Genomic DNA, 16,866 nt, shown 5'->3' on the forward strand with positions numbered 1-16,866 from the left:
GCTCGCTGACCTGCACAATGCTGATTCGCGATACCCGAATGGTGACTTCACGGGGTGTGGCGTAGAACGTTGTGCACGGTTCGTGCAACCGTTGCCCTTGTGGCATCCGTCCCCTGACCGGACAACAAAGAGCGGAGAGAGTCCGCGTGGACCAGCGCGAAGAGCAGGAGTTCGCGGAGTACTTCGTCGCCCGGCGTGACGCCGTGCGCCGAACCGCCTACATGCTCTGCGGCGACTGGCACCGTGCGGACGATCTGGCCCAGACGGCGTTCGTCGCACTGCACCGGCGGTGGCGCAAGATCCGGGACCACGGGGCCCTGGACGCCTACGTGCGCAGGACGGTGGTGCGGGCGGCGATCGACGAGTCGCGCCGGCCGTGGCGCCGCGAGCGGCAGACCGAGGTGTTGCCCGAGGTCACCGACCAGAGCACGCGGGTCGACGACCAGGTGGCCACCCGCTCGGCGTTGCTGGACGGGCTGAAGGAGGTGCCGCCGCGCCAGCGGGCGGTGCTGGTGCTGAGGTTCCTCGAGGGCCTCGACGTGGCCGCGACCGCGGCCGCGTTGAAGTGCTCGGAAGGAACCGTGAAGAGCCAGACCGCGCGTGGCCTGGACGCCCTGCGAGGGGTGCTCGGCGACGCGCTCGACGACCTGAGGCCGGCGTCATGACCGGGCAGAGGAGGTGGTGGTGATGGACGAGAAGAAGATCGCGGAGATGTTCCGGGAGGCAGTGCCCGACACCCCGCCTGCCTCGTTCACCCACGACGACGTGCGACTCGTGTCGAACCGGCAGCGGCTGCGCCGCAACCGGCTCGTCGCGGGCACCGCACTCGGCGTCGTGTTGGTGGCTGGTGGCGTGACGAGCGGGCTGCTCCTTTCGAATGAAACTCCGAGCTCGGATGGAGTAGCTGCGGCCCAGTCGGGTACAACCGGTAACACAGCTGCGGCTCCGTACGACGCAGGGGTACCTGGCCAGGAGGGTCGGGAGCCCGCGCCGCGCGCGGCCGCTCCTGACAAGAGTTTCCCGTCGCAGTCGCCTGAGCAGGGAGGAACTGCGACCGGGGAGGCCGGCCCTGGTGCCGGCAGCACCCCCACGGGGTGCCCGAAGGCGGACGGGGAGCTCGCTGCTGCCCTCGCGAGCGAGCTCCCGTCCGCCGCAGGCAAGCAGGCCACGCCGACGCCGCTGAGGTGCCCGGCCGGCGTGCGCGGTGCGTCGTTCAGCCTGCGTGACGGCAACCAGCCGCCTGGTGTCGTGTCGATCCTGTACATCCCGAAGGGCATCGCGCTCCCGTCTACGCCGCCGTGGGCGAACTCGCCGTCGGGGACGTCGGTGAAGACGGCCTACGGCCCCAAGGGCGGCGAGATCGTGCTGGTCAGCCAGCCGCCGGAGGGCTCGACCAAGGCCCCGTTCGCCGACCGTCTCGCCGACGCCGCGAAGCACATCGCCGCCAAGTACTGACTTGACTACGGCGAGCACCCCCAAAGGCGAAAGACGGCGGCAGGCACTGGTGGCCGCCGCGGCCGAACTGCTGGTGGAAGGCGGCTTCGACGCGGTGCGCCACCGGGCGGTGGCCGAGCGCGCGGGGTTGCCGCTGGCCTCGACGACGTACTACTTCGACTCCCTCGACGACCTGGTGACCGCCGCCGCCGAGCAGCACGGCCTGGACGAACTGGCCCGTGGCCGCGCCCGGCTGGAGGAGTTGTCGAACGCCCAGCGCAGCGTGGACGCCATGGTCGAACTGGTGCTGGAGATGCTCCTCGGCCCGCCGACCGAGTCCGACGCCGAAGCGGTGTTGCTGCGGTACGAGCGCTTGGTGGCCACCGGCCGGCGGCCATACCTGCGGCCCTTGATGCGGAAGCTGAGCGGTGAGCTGACCGCCCTGTTGCGGGAGATCCTCCAGCGCTCCGGCGCCGACGTCGACACGAAGCGCGTCGAGCAGATCGTCGCCCTGGTGGACGGTGCCGTGGTGAACGCCTTGATCGAGATCAACCCCGATCCCCGCGAGGCCGCCCGCCTCATGCTCCGCGAAGCCCTCGCCTAGCAATTGCCGCACGAACCGGTGGCACCGGATCGCGGTTGAGACGAAGCCGACGGACGGTCGTGCAACCCCTGTGATGCCCGAGGCGTGAGGTAAGGGCGAGAGGGGGACCGGCAAATGAAGGAAGCACAGGCGCGGGCGTTCCGCGAGTTCGCCGTCGCCAACGCCGGGCCGTTGCGGCGCAGTGCCTACTTGTTCTGCGGCGACTGGCACTTCGCCGAAGACCTGATGCAGGCGAGCCTGGTCAAGGTCTACCGCGCGTGGTCGCGGGTCCAGCGCCAGGACCGCCTCGGCAACTACGCGCGCCAGGTCCTGCTGCGCACGTGGCTCGACGAGAAGCGCAAGCCGTGGCGGCGGGCCGAGTTCAGCGCGACGGTGCCGGACACGCCGGACGTGTCCGCCGACCCGGACGAGCGCGCGCAGCGGGACTGGACGCGCGACGTGGTGCGCACGGCGCTGCTCGCGATCCCGCCCAAGCAACGCGCCGTCGTGGTGCTGCGCTACTTCGACGACCTCTCGGTCGCCGAGACCGCGCAGGTCATGCGGTGTTCGGAAGGAACGGTCAAGAGCCAGACCGCCCGCGGCCTTGACGCACTGCGCGCGGCCTTGCGCGCCGGCGGGCACGCCGACCTGGTGGAGAGGAAGTTCGCCTCATGAGTGAGCAGGAACTACGGGACGGGCTGGCCGCGCTCGTGGTCGACGAGCCGCCGCTGAACTTCGACCCCGACGCGTTGATGGCCAACGCCGACGCTGCCGCGCGCCGGCGACGCACCCTGGTCGGGGTCAGTGGCGCGACGGTGGTCATCGCCGCGGCGGCCGTCGCGTTGCCGATCACGTTGCGCGGCGTCGGAAACCCGAACGCGCAGACCACCCCCGGCGCGGTCGTCACGACCACGGCCGGCGCGCCCGGCTTCGTGTGGCCGCCCGCGCACAACAAGGTGCCGGCGTTGACCGTCGAGCAGGTCGAGCAGACCGCGCACAAGCTGCAGACCGAGGCCAGGCGCGCCTTCCCGCGGGCCGTGCCCACCGCCACCGAGGTGGGGGTCGACCTGTTCGCGGGTGAGGCCGAAGGCGACTACCACGCGGGTCAGCTCAACCTCAACGGCGCGGTCCACTTCGCCACCGCGCAGGGCAGGGCCGCGGTGGACATCGAGGTCAACGCGGGCGCCAGCACCCCGTCGCCGGGCAAGACCTGCGTCCACGAGAGCGACGCGACCTGCAAGATCATGCCGCAGCAGGACGGCACCGTGCTGGTCGTCACGCGCTGGGGCCAGGACCAGCTCCAGGTCCTGACCGTGCGGCACTTCCGGCCCGACGGCGTCGTCGTCGCCGTGTCCGGCTACAACGCCGACACCTTCCTCCCCAAGCCGACCCCGTACCTCCCGAGGATCCCGGTCACCGAGAAGCAGCTCGTCGCGCTGGCGACGGACAAGGGACTCACCATGTAAGACCGGCCAGTAAGCTGGGTAAACGTGACGACCGCGCGCAAGCCCGCCATCTCCGACGTCCTCGCCGCCCGGTACGCCTCGGCCGAGCTGGCCACCCTGTGGTCCGCCGAGCACAAGGTGATCGCCGAACGCCGCCTGTGGCTCACCGTGCTGCGTGCGCAGGCCCGCCTCGGCATCGACGTGCCCGACGGCGTCGTCGAGGACTACGAGCGCGTGCTCGAGCAGGTCGACCTGGGTTCGATCGCCGCGCGCGAGCGGGTCACCAGGCACGACGTCAAGGCGCGCATCGAGGAGTTCAACGCGCTCGCCGGGCACGAGCACGTGCACAAGGGCATGACCTCGCGCGACGTCACCGAGAACGTCGAGCAGTGGCTGGTGCTGCGCTCGCTCGAACTCATGCGCAGCCGGTCGATCGCGGTGCTGGCCCGGCTGGCCCGCCTGGCCGTCGAGCACACCGACCTGGCCCTCACCGGCCGCTCGCACAACGTGGCCGCGCAGGTCACGACCCTGGGCAAGCGGTTCGCGACCGCCGCGGACGAGCTGCTCGTCGCCGTCACCCGCCTCGGCGAGCTGATCGACCGCTACCCGGCGCGGGGCATCAAGGGCCCGGTCGGCACCGCGCAGGACATGCTGGACCTGCTCGGCGGCGACTTCGACAAGCTCGCCGAGCTGGAGTCGGCCGTCGCCGAGAGCCTCGGCTTCCGGTCCACATTGGACAGCGTCGGGCAGGTCTACCCGCGTTCGCTGGACCACGACGTGCTGTCCACGCTGGTGCAGCTGGCCGCGGCGCCGTCCAGCACCGCCAAGACGATCCGGCTGATGGCCGGGCACGAGCTCGCCACCGAGGGCTTCAAACCGGGCCAGGTCGGCTCGTCGGCCATGCCGCACAAGATGAACACGCGCTCGTGCGAGCGGGTCAACGGCCTGATGGTGGTGCTGCGCGGGTTCGCGTCCATGGGCGCGGAGCTCGCCGGCGACCAGTGGAACGAGGGCGACGTGTCGTGCTCGGTGGTGCGCCGGGTCGCGTTGCCCGACGCCTTCTTCGCCCTCGACGGCCTCTTCGAGACGTTCCTGACCGTGCTCGACGACTTCGGCGCCTACCCCGCCGTGATCGGCCGCGAACTCGACCGCTACCTGCCGTTCCTGGCCACCACCCGGGTGCTGGTCGCGGCCGTGCAGGCGGGCGTCGGCCGCGAGACCGCGCACGAGGCGATCAAGGAGCACGCGGTCGCGGTGGCGCTGGCCATGCGTGAGCAGGGCACCGAGCGCAACGACCTGCTGGAGCGCCTCGCCGCCGACGAGCGCATCCCGCTCGACCTCGACGCGCTGCGCAAGCTGCTCGACGACCGGCTCGCCTTCTCCGGCGCCGCGGGCGCGCAGGTCGGCCGGGTGGTCGCCAAGGTCACCGAGCTGCTCGACGCGTTCCCGGAGGCCGCGGGCTACGCCCCTGAACCAATTCTGTGAGGACCGATCCTGTGACCGCGACCGTCCAGGCGCTCGCGCACTACCCGATCAAGGGCTGCGCGGCGACCTACCTGCAGCGAGCGGAGCTCGGCGAGACCGGGATCCGCGGCGACCGGCTGCTCATGCTCGTCGACGCGGACGGCGGCTTCCTGAGCCAGCGCAAGGTGCCCGAGATGGCCGCGATCGCGCCCAAGGTCGACGGCGACCGGCTGGTCGTGTCGGCACCCGGCGCGGACGACGCCGAGATCGACATCCAGTACGACGGCGACCGGCGCGACGTGAGCCTGTTCAAGAAGTGGTTCGGCACCGGCATCGACCAGGGTGACCAGGCCGCTAAGTGGTTCTCCGCGGTGCTCGACCGCCCGTGCCGGCTGGTCCGGGTGCCACCGGAGCACGACCGCGACGGCTGGGGTGAGCACCCCGGCAAGGCCGGGTTCGCCGACGCGCACGCGATGCTGGTCACCTCACTGTCCTCATTGGACGGACTGAACGAACGCATCCTGGAGCGCGGCGGGATTCCCGTGCCCATGAACCGGTTCCGCCCCAACCTGGTGGTCGCGGGCTGGCCGGAACCGCACACCGAGGACCGGGTGTGGAAGCTGACCACGGGCACAGTTGAGCTCGGCTACGCCGTGCGCGCCATCCGGTGCGCGGTGCCGACCGTCGAGCAGGAGACCGGCCGCAGGGACGGCCCGGAGCCGACCCGCACGCTGGCGACCTACCGCCGCGAACCCGACTTCGGCGGCGGTGTCAGCTTCGGCGCGAAGTTCGCCGTGTTGCGTGGCGGAACGGTGTCGGTCGGCGACGAGATCACCTGCGAGTGGCAGCGCTAGCCTCGAACAGCAGCACCACCTGCTCGCCCGGCTCGCCGCCGTACTCCCCGGACGCGGAGCCGCCGTTGACCGCGATGGCCAGCCGCCCGGAGGAGTCCAGGTACACGACGGCCTGGCCGTCCTCCACGTCGCCGAACGTGCCGCCCAGCGTGGCCGACACCGTGCGCCCGCCCAGGTGCACCAGCACCGCCGTGCCCCGCCGCGCGCCCGCAGTGTCCACATGCGAGCCGTCGGCGGCCAGCTGGATGTTGCCGAAGGTGTCCACGCCCAGCACCTCGGTGGTGATCCGGCCGCGCTCGGCGATCGTGGCCGGGTCCGGGAACCGCACCAGGGTCGCCGGGTCCAGCGCCGGGCCGAGCTCGTCGATCGGCACGCCACGAGCCAGGTAGGCCGCGGCGGGCGCGAACACGTCCCGGCCGTGGAACGTCGCCGACACCGTGGACAGCCGGAACTCCTCCGCCCGCAGTTCGTGGGCTGTGCGGATGCCGCCCAGCGCCTCGGCGGCCGGCACCAGCAACCCGTTGTCCGGCCCGACGAGCAGCCCCATCGCCGTCGCCAACGCGATCGGCCGCCGGGCCGTGCCGACGCCTGGGTCGACCACCGCGAGGTGCACCGACTCCGGCAGGTACGGCACCGTCTGCGCGAGCACGGCCGCGCCCCGGCGCACGTGCTGCGGGGCCACGGTGTGCGTCACATGCAGCACCCGCGCCGCCGGGCAGATCCGCCCGATGACGCCTTCGCACGCGGCGACGAAACCGTCGTCGAGCCCGTAGTCGGTGGTGAAGGAGATCCAGTCGAACGGCATGTTCCCAGCCTGGCACCAACCGGCCGGTCGACGCATGCCCAGCGCGGCGCCGGTGGTGCTGGTGTCCGGCCCGTGACCAGCACGTAGTCTCGGCGCCGTGACAGTGCTCGCTGATTACCCGCAGGTCGCGGCCGGCAAGGTGCGCGAACTCTACGCGGTCGACGACGACCTGCTGCTGTTCGTCGCGTCCGACCGGATCTCCGCGTACGACCACGTGCTGGCGACGCCGATCCCGGACAAGGGCCGCGTGCTCACCGCGATGAGCGTGTTCTGGTTCGAGCTGCTCGCCGACGAGATCGGCACCCACCTCGTCTCCGCCGACGACCCGCGGATCCCGGACGAGGTGCGTGGCCGGGCGTTGCTCGTGCGCAAGCTGCGGATGCTGCCGGTCGAGGCGGTCGCCCGCGGCTACCTCACAGGCTCGGGCTTGATCGACTACGACCGGACCGGTGAGGTCTGCGGGGTCGCCCTGCCGCCGGGGCTCTTCGAGTCCTCGAAGCTGCCCGAGCCGATCTTCACCCCGGCCACCAAGGCGGCGATCGGCGAGCACGACGAGAACGTCACCTACGACGAGGTCGCGGCGCTGCTCGGCGAGGAAGACGCATCCCGCGTGCGCGCCGCGACGTTGAAGATCTACCTGCGGGCGGCCGAGCACGCCGAGTCGCGCGGGCTGATCCTGGCCGACACCAAGTTCGAGTTCGGCGTGGACGCCGCGGGCGAGTTGGTCCTCGCCGACGAGGTGCTCACCCCGGACTCGTCACGGTTCTGGCCGCTCGAAGGTTACGAGCCGGGCCGCCCGCAGCCGTCGTTCGACAAGCAGTTCGTGCGCAACTGGCTGCTCTCACCCGAGGCGGGCTGGGACCGGCACGGCGAGCTGGCGCCCCCAGCGCTGCCCGACCACGTGGTCGAGGCGACGCGGCTGCGCTACATCGAGGCCTACGAGCGGATCACGGGCCGGGCCTTCGCCGACTGGCCGTGAGCACGCAAGCCCGTCGTCACCCGGCGCTCACCCGCGTGCGGCCCACTGGGGAGCATGACCGCCCGACTGGTCGTCTCGCTGTCCGGAGTGTCCACCCGCACCCTCTCCCGATGCGTCGAGCTGGCGGCTGAGCTCGACCGCCGCGGCGTGCCGCTGACGCTGCTCTACGCGCCCGGCCAGGACGGCACGGCCCGAGCGGTGCTCGACTGGGTCACCGCGCGCCAGGGTGGCGGCGACGCCGTGCTGCTGCGTGGCGGACCGGGCTTCACCGCGTCGCCCGCGCACGAAGCCGGCCTGCGGCTCACCGCGGCCGTCGACCTGCTCGACCGGATCGGCCTGCGCGTCGACGGGTTCGCGCCGCCGCGCTGGCTCGCCACCCGCGGCACGCTGACCGCGTTGCGCCACCAGGGTTTCCGCCTCTGCGCCGAGCTCGCCGGGGTGCGCGACCTGCGGGCCGGTGTCGTCCACAAGGGACGCGTTCTGGGTCTCGGTGACGGCCGGTTCGCCGAGCCGTGGTGGTGTTCGTGGGTGGTGCTGGGGGCCGCGCGGGCCGCCCGCCGAGGTGGGCTCGTGCGGGTCGCGCTGGACGCCCGCGACCTGTCCCGCTCCGGTCCGCGCCAGGCCGTTGTGGACGCCGTCGACCTCGCCCTGCACCACGGCGCGACACGCACGACCTACCGCGGGCTCATGACCGTGGGGGCATCCCATAAACTTGCGGCGTGGACGTCACCCAGTTTCGCCTGATCGCGGGCGACTTCGCCGCGCAGTTCAAGTTCTACCGCGACGTGGTCGGCCTCAAGCCGCAGTTCGACAACCCCGACGGGCCCTACGTCGCGTTCAAGCCCGAGCATGGCAGCGCGATCGCGTTGCACGACCGGACCGACCTCGCGGGGGTCGTCCCGGACCTCACCCCGGCGGCCGGTGACCGTGCGCTGCTCGTGCTCCGCGTCGACGACCTCGACGCGACGATCGCCGAGCTGACCGAGCGCGGCGCCGGTCACATCACCGCGCCGGTCGAGCTGGACGGGCGCATCCGGTGCGCCTACCTGCGGGACCCCGAGCGCAACCTGATCGAGCTGCAGCAGTGGCTGGTTGCCCGAAACGGTGGGCCGGTGCCGCCCGCTTCGTGAAAACCTGACGGCGTGACGACGCCGTACCCGCCGCAACACCCGCCCCAGTACCCGCCGCCGCCCCCGTTGCCGCCGCGCCGCAAGGTTTGGCCGTGGGTGGTGTTTCCGCTGGTCGCCGTGCTGGTCGCGGCCGGCGTCGTGACCGCGGTCCTCGCGTCCGACGACGAGAAGACGGCCGGTAGTCCCAGCAAGCAGGCGAACGGCTGCACCAGCGGGTACTGCGTCGGCTCGCACCCCTACGCCAACGCGTGCCAGGCGCTGGCCCCCGACGGGGCCTGGCAACTCTTCCCCGGCAGCCCGCCCCCGAAGCTCCGGATCACGGAGACCTTCGCCGACCCGCTACCGGCCTCGATGTCCACTGTGGAATCGGCGTGCGAGGTGGCACCCCTGGACGCCGGCTCCCCGATCCAGTGGATCTTGCTGCACCTGCGCGAGAACGCCACGCCCGCGACCGTCGAGCCGGGCACGGGCACCGGCGTCCCGCTGGCCGAGGCGACCGGTGTGCCGGGCGCCATGGCGTTCGACCACGACGAGCAGGTCGACGCGCATTGGGTGCACGGCAACGTCTCCGTGAAGCTCACCATGTCGACCGAGCGCGGGAAGCCGCGGGTGGACCACGCCCAGCTCGGCCAGCTGGTGCGCAAGATCGACTCGGCGCTGACCGCCCCCAAGGGGCCGGCGGAGCCGGTGCCCGGCGGCACCCGCGGCGACGCCAAGGTCTACACCGACGCCTGCGAGGTGTTCGCGGGCAACGACTTCCAGAAAGCCACGGGCTACGTCGTCAACCCCGGCTACGTCGAGCGCGAGTACTCCTACCCCGAGGGCTACGACGAGCAGCTCGGCTCGACCTGTCACCGCTACACCGCCCGCGCGGACTCGGGCTACCCCAAGCCGCCCGGCACCACCTACCTCGACGGGCTCCTCGCGCCGGAGGTCACGGTGTTCCCGACCCCGGACAAGGCGACCGCCGCGGAGCGGCTCGCCGACGACAAGGTGCAGCTCGGCGGGGCCGTCGACGTGCCCGGTGTCGGCGACGCGGCGGTGTTCGGCGGGTCCGGCACGCTCGAGTTCGTCAAGGGCTTCCACGTGGTGCGGCTCAGCAACACGCCATCGGACGGGCCGACCGACGACCTCCGGGCCACGCTCACCGCATTGGCCAAGGCGATCGCGGCGCGCATGACCTGAGCGTGGCCTGGGGGTGCTCTGAGCGTGTGGTCTGGCGTGCTCGCAGCGGCGGGCCGGGCGGGTTCGTTCTCCTCTCGCGTCGCGGGTGGTTGCTGCCTGCTGCGCGGGGGCTGGCTGGCCCACGCTGCTTTACCAGCAGACGCGCGACACGCCGAAATCCGGGCAAGTTCCCGGGCGTGTCCACCCGTTCGAGTGACGAGGAACCAACCTCAGGGCCGCACGGCCTGCGCCGCGTCGACGCGGCCCTCGCCGAAGAACGAGTTGTCCCGCCTCGACCCGGTGCACCGGGCGTCGTCGGCGGGGCACGCCAGGTCGTCGGCCTGCTCGGCCAGGTAGGCGCGCAGCTGGTCCGGTGTCGCGTCCGGGTGGACGCTGGCCAGCAGGGCCGCGACGCCGACCACGTGCGGGGTCGCCATCGACGTGCCGGACATCTGGCCGTAGCCCCCGCCCGGCACCGTCGAGTAGACGTTGTCCCCCGGCGCCGCCACGTCGATCAGGCCCGTGCCGTAGTTGGAGTACGACGACTTGCCGTTGCTGCTGTTGAGCGCGGCCACCCGCACCACCCCGGGCAGCTCCGTCGGCAGGCTCAGGCAGTCGTTGGTCACCGGCCGGTCGGCGGGCGTCGAGTCGTCCGGGCTCGACGGGTCGGTGCTCTTGTGCGCGAGGTCGTAGTTCTCGTTGCCGGCTGCGGCCACCGTCAGCACGCCGTGGTGCTCGGCGTAGTCGGCCGCGCGCCGGACGCCGGTCAGGATCGCCGCCTGGTCCGGGTCGGACGGGCAGTTGAACAGCCACGGGTCCGTGTAATAGCTGTTGTTCGTGATCCGGAAGTGGTGGTCGGCGGCGAAGACGAACGCGCAGACCGTGTTCTCCGGGAAGAACAGCCCGCTCGGGTCCTCGGCCACCCGCACGGCGGCGATGGTCACGTTCGGCGCGACGCCGATCATGCCCTTGCCGTTCTTGGCGGCGGCGATGGTGCCCGCCACGTGCGTGCCGTGGCTGGCCACCGGCCGCCACGAGCCGGCGCGGGTGTCGAGCTTGCCGTAGGCGCACGACGCCGAGCGGCTCGCGTCGAAGTTGGCCTTGAGGTCGTAGTGCTGGTCGTCGACGCCGGTGTCGAGGATGCCGACGGTCACCGACTTGCTGCCCTGGTTGACCTTCCACGCCTTGTCGGCGCCGATCTGGGTCATGTCGGGGCGGCGGGTCTCCGCGTCGGTCGGCGTGGTCTCGCTCGGCGCGGGCGGGATCGCCGGGTGGTCGGCCGCCGCGGGCACGTCCGAGGTCCGGGTGGCGCCCACCTGCTGCACGCCCTGCGCGGTCCGCACCGCGTCGGCGAAACCGCCGTCCGAGGAGTGGGCGACGATGACGCCGATCGCGTCGTAGCTGGCGAAGACCGCGCCGCCGTGGCTGGTGATCGCGTCCTTGGCCGCGGCCGTGTCGCCGGGCTCGGTGATGACGAAGTAGGCGCGGTTGCCCGCGGCGGCGGTCTGCGTCGCGCCGGGTTCGGCGGCGGCGGTCGCGGTGCCGCCGACGGCGATGGCGAACGCGGCGGTGAAGGTGGCGAGGCGTCGGGCCCGCATGGCTCAGACCTCCGTTTCCTGGGCGGACGGCAGCACCGTCGTGGTCGTCTTCTCCGGCGCCATGGCCTGCAGACGGGACAGGGCGATCTGGATGCCCGCCTCGGACAGCGTGCGTTCGTGGATGGGCACGGCGACCCGGGGCGCGACTTCGCGGGTGAAGTCGACGGCCTCGCCGAGCCGCAGCCACGGCGCGCCGACCGGCACGCCCAGCACGTCGATCGATTCCTCGGGCACGTACAACGCGTCACCGGGGTGGTAGAAGGCGCCGTCCGCCACGATGTAGCCCGCGTTGGCCGGGCGCGGGATCTCGCGGTGGATCTCCGCGTGCGTGCCACCGACCGGCTTGACCTGCACCCCGGCCACGGTCAGCGTCGTGTCGATCTCGACGACGGTCGGTTCGAGCCCGAGGTCGCGGACGACGGCCGCCGAGTCGGCGTCGACGACGAGCTGCGCGCCGGGGTTGACCTCGAGGAGCGCGGGCAGCCGGGCGGGGTCGAGGTGATCGGCGTGCAGGTGGGTGATGAGCACCGCGTCGACGCCGCGCACGTCCTCGAAGGACGAGAAGACGCCCGGGTCGAACAGCAGCCGTGCCGCACCGGTGTCGAGCAACACACAGGAGTGTCCATAATGGACGAAATGCATCGGGGTGGTCCCTCCTCGGCGGACGATCACGGTAAGGCTATGCCCGGCCACCACCGGTCGCTATGGTGAACCCTGTTAACCCGAGCGGAGGAGCGTCGATGACCGCCACGGACACCGCCACATTCGAATCACTCAACCCGGCGACCGGCGAAGTGGTCGCCGTCCACCCGGTCCACGACGCGGCCGCGGTGGCCGAGGCGGTGGCCGGCGCACGCGCCGCGGCGGACTGGTGGGCCGGGCTCGGTTTCGGTGGCCGCGCCAAGATCCTGCTCAAGTGGAAGGGCGTCGTGACCCGGCGCGCGCAGCAGCTCGCCGAGGTGGTGCACGCCGAGACCGGCAAGCCGCACGCCGACGCGATGCTCGAGATCGTGCTGGCGATCGACCACCTGTCGTGGGCGGCCAAGCACGCGGCCAAGGTGCTCGGCCCGAAGAAGCGCTCGGCCGGGCTGCTGATGGCCAACCAGACGGCGATCGTGGAGTACCAGCCACTCGGCGTGATCGGCGTGATCGGGCCGTGGAACTACCCGGTGTTCACGCCGATGGGCTCGATCGCGTACGCGCTGGCCGCGGGCAACGCCGTGGTGTTCAAGCCGAGCGAGTACACGCCGGGCGTCGGCCGGTGGCTGGCCGAGAGCTTCGCCGAGGTCGTGCCCGCGCACCCGGTGTTCCAGCTGGTCACCGGCTTCGGCGAGACCGGCGCGGCGCTCTGCCGGTCCGGCGTGGACAAGATCGCGTTCACCGGTTCGCCGGGCACCGGCCGCAAGATCATGGCGGCGTGCGCGGAGACCCTGACCCCGGTGCTGATCGAGGCCGGCGGCAAGGACGCGTTGCTGGTCGACTCCGACGCGGACCTGGAAGCGGCGGCCGATGCGGCCGTGTGGGGCGGGATGTCGAACGCCGGCCAGACGTGCACCGGCATCGAGCGCGTGTACGTGCACGAGGGCGTCTACGACGAGTTCGTGGCGAAGGTCGTCGACAAGGCGAAGGCCGTGCGCGCGGGTTCGGACGGCCAGGCGGACATCGGCCCGATCACCATGCCGGGGCAACTGGACATCATCCGCAGGCACATCGCGGACGCGCTCGGCCAGGGCGCGACGGCCCTGGTCGGTGGCGCGGACGCGGTCGGCGAGCGCTTCGTCCAGCCGACGGTGCTGGTCGACGTCCCCGAAGACGCGCCGGCGATGAAGGAGGAGACGTTCGGCCCCACCCTCGCGATCAGCAAGGTCCGCGACATGGACGAGGCCATCACCCGCTCGAACGACTCCAAGTACGGCCTGGGCGGCTCGGTGTTCGCCAAGCGCCGCGGCATGGAGCTGGCCCGCCGGCTGCGCTCCGGCATGACCTCCATCAACTCGGTGATCAGCTTCGCCGCGGTCCCGTCCCTGCCCTTCGGTGGTGTCGGTGACTCGGGCTTCGGCCGCATCCACGGCCCGGACGGGTTGAAGGAGTTCACCCGCGCCAAGGCGATCACCAAGCAGAAGTTCAAGGCGCCCTTGAACCTGACCACCTTCAGCCGCACCGAGAAGACCGACGCGACGGTGGCCAAACTGATCAACCTGTTGCACGGCAAACGCTGACGCCTTCGTGCCGCGGTCGCCGCCGCTGAAGGCCGACGCCAAGGTCAAAGACCGGCTTCAAGGCGTGGGTGTTGTCCGCCGACGCCGAAGCCGGGGTGCGCCTGGGCTGGTGCGTCGCCTGGCAAACAGCCTCACCCACCTCGTGGCCCGACTCGTTGCCGCCGGTCGCCGGGACGAGGTGCGCCTCCGTGCCGTGGAGGCCGAGGTCCTGCTCCGGCGGCTCGCGGGGCAGGCCGGGTTGTCGAGGGCCCTTTCGAGGAGGAGACCGAGATCGCGTGGCGGGTCACGCCCGAATGAGGTCGGCGGCCTTCTCGGCGATCATGATCGTGGGTGCGTTGGTGTTGCCGCGCGGGATGGTGGGCATGATCGACGCGTCGACGACTCGGATCCCTTGCACGCCACGGACTTTCAGCTCCGGGTCGACCACCGCGTGCTCGTCGGTGCCCATCGCGCACGTGCCTACGGGGTGGTACAGCGTCTGGGTCCAGGTGCGGACGTGGTCGGCCAGTTCGTCGTCGGTGAGGTCGTGGGTGATGGGCAGGAAAGGCTTGTCCAGGAAGCGGTTGAGCGCGGGCTGGGTGCCGATCTCCATCAGGGTGCGCAAGCCCGCGACCATCACCGCCATGTCGGCCGGGTCGGAGTAGTACGCGGGATCCAGCAGCGGGCGCCACATCGGGTCCGCCGACTTCAGGCGCAGGGTGCCACGCGAACGCGGGGCCACCAGCGTCGCCGCCGAGGTGAAACCCGGGGTGGTCGGCTCCCGCAAACCGTTGTCGTAGAACAAGGTCGGCGCCACGTGGAACTGCATGTCCGGGGCGGGCAATCCGTCCTCCGTGTCCATGAAGCCGCCGGCCTCACCGATGTTCGACGCCAGCGGGCCGCGGCCGGTGAGCTGCCACTGCAGCAGGCGCGCGGGCGTGGCGAAGTCGACCAGGTCGGACGTGCCGCGGGAGGTCCAGATGACCCCGGCCGCGGGGTGGTCGTGGAGGTTCTCGCCGACCCCTGGCAGGTTCACGCGGACGTCGATGCCCAGCTCACGCAGGTGCGCCGCCGGGCCGATGCCGGACAGCAGCAACAGCTGCGGTGAGTTGATCGCGCCACCGCACAACAGGACCTCGCGCGCCGCGTTGACCGTGTGGTTCTCGCTGTGGCGGACGTAGTTGACGCCGACGACGCGCTCGCCGGCCATGGCCAGGCCGGTCGCGTGGGCGTGGGTGCGGACGGTCAGGTTGTCGCGGCCCTGGGCGGGGCGCAGGTAGGCGTCGGCGGTGGACCAGCGGCGGCCGCGCCGGCACGTCACCTGGTACTGGCCGGCGCCGTACTGGGACGCGCCGTTGAAGTCGTCGGTGCGCTTCATGCCGAACGACACGGCCGCGTCGACCCAGGCCGTGCTCAGCTCATGGGTGTAGCGGCGGTCCTCGACGTGCAGTGGACCGTCGCTGCCGTGCAGCGGCCCGCCCAGCCGCGTGTTGCCCTCGGCCCGCACGAAGTAGGGCAGCACGTCGTCGTAGCCCCAGCCGGTGGCGCCGTGCGCGTCGCGCCAGCCGTCGTAGTCGGCGCTGTTGCCGCGGATGTAGATCATCGCGTTCATCGAGGAGCAGCCGCCGAGGGCCTTCATGCGTGGCCAGTACGCGGTCCGGTCGCCCATGTGCTTCTGCTCGACGGTCTCGTAGTCCCAGTCCCACTTGGTCTTGAACAGGTTCGGGAACCCTGCGGGCAGGTGGATCTCGTCCGCGTTGTCCTCGCCGCCCGCCTCGAGCAGCAGGACCCGTGTGCCGGGATCCTCGGTCAACCGGTTCGCGAGCACGCACCCCGCACTGCCCGCACCCACGATGACGTAGTCGAACTCCTCAGTAGCCCGCATTGGACGATCGTGCCCGCCGCCCGGACCAGCGGCAAGGCCAGCGCCCAAGGGATGGCCGCCGCCGCCGAAGAGCGCCACCGTGGCCGCTCACCAGCGAGACCAGGCCGCGCGCAACGAGCGCCGCTTAGCCCAGCCATCAGCGAGGCCAGGGCAACGTCACCGAACCCACCCCGCAGACCAAGCCGAACCAAAGGGCGGACCCAGACCGAGCAGGGTCAGCCGATGCGGTCGAGGGCGTCCTTCTCCTCGGCCAGTGACAACCCCGCGCGCCGCTCCCGATCCAGCCCCAGCTCCTGTTCGCGGGCCAGCGCCGACGCCACCGCCTCGTCCAACGGCCGCAGGCGCAGCCCGGCCGCGATCGACGCCGACGGGTCGTGGGCCAGGAACCCGGTGTGCGTGTCCGGCGCCCACAACGGCAGCGACCGGGGCCCGCCCCACGGGTTGACCTCGGCGGCGGTCAGCTGCTCGGGTGTCGCCGGGACGAACTCGACGTCGGCGCCGACGGCCGCGGCGATGTCGGACAGCAGGTCGTTCAGGCCGGTGTGCGGGCCGATGCCGTCGTAGGTGCCCGAGATCCGCTGCTCGCCGGCGTCCACGATCCAGCGGGCCAGGTCCTCGACGTCGATGTACTGCGCCGGCTGCTCGGGCCGGTTCGGCACCAGCACGCGACCGCCGCGGGCGAACCGGCCCGGCCAGTAGCCGAAGCGGTCCGACCAGTCGCGGGCGCCGGTGATGAGGCCCGGCCGTACCACGAAAGCCTTGTCGCCCATGGCGTCGCGGACGGCGTTCTCGCTGGCGACCTTGATCGCGCCGTACAGGTCCGGGTCGGAGCGGTTGTCGGCCGCGTCCTCGGCCCGGGGCTCCAGCAGCGGCGCGCCCGGCCCCTGGCCGAACGTGACCACGTCGGAATAGACGTTGATCGTCGACGCGAACGTCCAGTGCCCGGCGGTCTTCGCGAGCGCGGCGAGCGCGCCCTCGACCCACGGGTAGGAGATGGTGGCCATGTCGACCACGTCGTCGAACCGCTCACCTTCGAGCGCCTCGTGCGAGACGTCGCGGTCGATCTTCAGCAGGGTCGCGCCGTCCGGCACCGGGCCGGACTCGCCGCGGGCCGCGCACACCACGTCGTGGCCGCGGGCCACCGCCTCGGCCGCGACCGCGTAGCCGAGCATCTTCGTTCCGCCGAGCACCAGGATCCGCATGCGACCACCCTGGTCCCTCGCCCGCGCCGCCGCTATCGATCTCGCGCACGGCGAACGCCCCCGACGGGCTGGTCAACCGAAACATCCAGCTCACGTACTATGTGGAAGTACCGCCGACCCCTCGC

17 protein-coding genes are annotated in these 16,866 nt (G+C 71.8%); 12 read left to right on the forward strand and 5 right to left on the reverse strand.

The window, feature by feature from the left end:
• The first annotated feature begins 146 nt into the window (after positions 1-146).
• The 7 genes from EV186_RS06635 to EV186_RS06665 all read left to right on the forward strand — a co-directional run bounded on the left by EV186_RS06635 (position 147) and on the right by EV186_RS06665 (position 5,780).
• The gene (locus EV186_RS06635; protein ID WP_133848140.1) at positions 147-665 is read left to right on the forward strand and encodes a SigE family RNA polymerase sigma factor; all 519 of its coding nucleotides are present in this window, start codon (positions 147-149) and stop codon (positions 663-665) included.
• 22 nt (positions 666-687) lie between these two features.
• Entirely contained in the window at positions 688-1,455 is a 768-nt protein-coding gene (locus tag EV186_RS06640) for a hypothetical protein (protein ID WP_133848141.1), read from the forward strand.
• 1 nt (position 1,456) lies between these two features.
• Positions 1,457-2,038, forward strand: coding sequence for a TetR/AcrR family transcriptional regulator (locus tag EV186_RS06645; RefSeq protein WP_133848142.1), 582 nt, complete (start codon positions 1,457-1,459; stop codon positions 2,036-2,038).
• 114 nt (positions 2,039-2,152) lie between these two features.
• Positions 2,153-2,692: an RNA polymerase sigma factor gene (locus EV186_RS06650; RefSeq protein ID WP_133848143.1), complete on the forward strand. Its 540-nt coding sequence runs from the start codon at positions 2,153-2,155 to the stop codon at positions 2,690-2,692.
• A complete protein-coding gene (locus EV186_RS06655) occupies positions 2,689-3,483 on the forward strand; it encodes a hypothetical protein (RefSeq protein WP_133848144.1) in 795 nt (264 codons plus the stop codon). The genes EV186_RS06650 and EV186_RS06655 overlap by 4 nt, the downstream gene beginning before the upstream one ends.
• Positions 3,484-3,507: 24 nt before the next feature.
• A complete protein-coding gene (gene purB / locus EV186_RS06660; protein ID WP_133848145.1) occupies positions 3,508-4,947 on the forward strand; it encodes an adenylosuccinate lyase in 1,440 nt (479 codons plus the stop codon).
• An 11-nt stretch (positions 4,948-4,958) separates the two neighbouring features.
• Positions 4,959-5,780 carry an MOSC domain-containing protein gene (locus EV186_RS06665; protein ID WP_133848146.1) on the forward strand — a complete coding sequence of 274 codons (822 nt, stop codon included), beginning with the start codon at positions 4,959-4,961 and terminating at the stop codon, positions 5,778-5,780.
• Here the strand turns inward: EV186_RS06665 and EV186_RS06670 are convergent.
• Positions 5,758-6,585 (reverse strand): SAM hydrolase/SAM-dependent halogenase family protein, encoded by an 828-nt coding sequence (locus EV186_RS06670; protein ID WP_133848147.1) that lies wholly within the window; start codon positions 6,583-6,585, stop codon positions 5,758-5,760. The genes EV186_RS06665 and EV186_RS06670 overlap by 23 nt on opposite strands.
• A gap of 97 nt (positions 6,586-6,682) precedes the next feature.
• Between EV186_RS06670 and EV186_RS06675 the strand changes: the two genes are divergently transcribed.
• From EV186_RS06675 to EV186_RS06690, 4 genes are read left to right on the forward strand one after another with little or no spacing between them, the layout of a single operon-like run.
• Positions 6,683-7,564 carry a phosphoribosylaminoimidazolesuccinocarboxamide synthase gene (locus EV186_RS06675; protein WP_133848148.1) on the forward strand — a complete coding sequence of 294 codons (882 nt, stop codon included), beginning with the start codon at positions 6,683-6,685 and terminating at the stop codon, positions 7,562-7,564.
• Positions 7,565-7,618: 54 nt separating this feature from the next.
• A complete protein-coding gene (locus tag EV186_RS06680) occupies positions 7,619-8,308 on the forward strand; it encodes a DUF2334 domain-containing protein (RefSeq protein ID WP_133848149.1) in 690 nt (229 codons plus the stop codon).
• Positions 8,284-8,694: a VOC family protein gene (locus EV186_RS06685; RefSeq protein ID WP_133848150.1), complete on the forward strand. Its 411-nt coding sequence runs from the start codon at positions 8,284-8,286 to the stop codon at positions 8,692-8,694. Before EV186_RS06680 ends, EV186_RS06685 begins: the two co-directional genes overlap by 25 nt.
• A 12-nt stretch (positions 8,695-8,706) precedes the next feature.
• Positions 8,707-9,879, forward strand: coding sequence for a hypothetical protein (locus EV186_RS06690; protein ID WP_133848151.1), 1,173 nt, complete (start codon positions 8,707-8,709; stop codon positions 9,877-9,879).
• A 209-nt stretch (positions 9,880-10,088) separates the two neighbouring features.
• Here the strand turns inward: EV186_RS06690 and EV186_RS06695 are convergent, their stop codons facing one another.
• The gene (locus tag EV186_RS06695; RefSeq protein WP_133848152.1) at positions 10,089-11,456 is read right to left on the reverse strand and encodes a S8 family peptidase; all 1,368 of its coding nucleotides are present in this window, start codon (positions 11,454-11,456) and stop codon (positions 10,089-10,091) included.
• A gap of 3 nt (positions 11,457-11,459) precedes the next feature.
• The gene (locus tag EV186_RS06700; RefSeq protein WP_133848153.1) at positions 11,460-12,098 is read right to left on the reverse strand and encodes an MBL fold metallo-hydrolase; all 639 of its coding nucleotides are present in this window, start codon (positions 12,096-12,098) and stop codon (positions 11,460-11,462) included.
• Between the two features lie 98 nt (positions 12,099-12,196).
• On the opposite strand from EV186_RS06700, the gene EV186_RS06705 reads away from it, so the two are divergent.
• Entirely contained in the window at positions 12,197-13,675 is a 1,479-nt protein-coding gene (locus EV186_RS06705; protein WP_133848154.1) for an aldehyde dehydrogenase family protein, read from the forward strand.
• Between the two features lie 283 nt (positions 13,676-13,958).
• Here the strand turns inward: EV186_RS06705 and EV186_RS06710 are convergent, their stop codons facing one another.
• Both EV186_RS06710 and EV186_RS06715 read right to left on the reverse strand, forming a co-directional pair.
• Positions 13,959-15,539, reverse strand: a complete 1,581-nt coding sequence (locus EV186_RS06710) for a GMC family oxidoreductase (RefSeq protein ID WP_133848155.1) — start codon at positions 15,537-15,539, stop codon at positions 13,959-13,961.
• A 215-nt stretch (positions 15,540-15,754) separates the two neighbouring features.
• Positions 15,755-16,741, reverse strand: coding sequence for an NAD-dependent epimerase/dehydratase family protein (locus EV186_RS06715; RefSeq protein WP_133848156.1), 987 nt, complete (start codon positions 16,739-16,741; stop codon positions 15,755-15,757).
• Between the last annotated feature and the right edge of the window lie 125 nt (positions 16,742-16,866).

The sequence above is a fragment of the Labedaea rhizosphaerae genome (assembly GCF_004362825.1).
GTDB classification, from domain to species: Bacteria; Actinomycetota; Actinomycetes; order Mycobacteriales; family Pseudonocardiaceae; genus Labedaea; species Labedaea rhizosphaerae.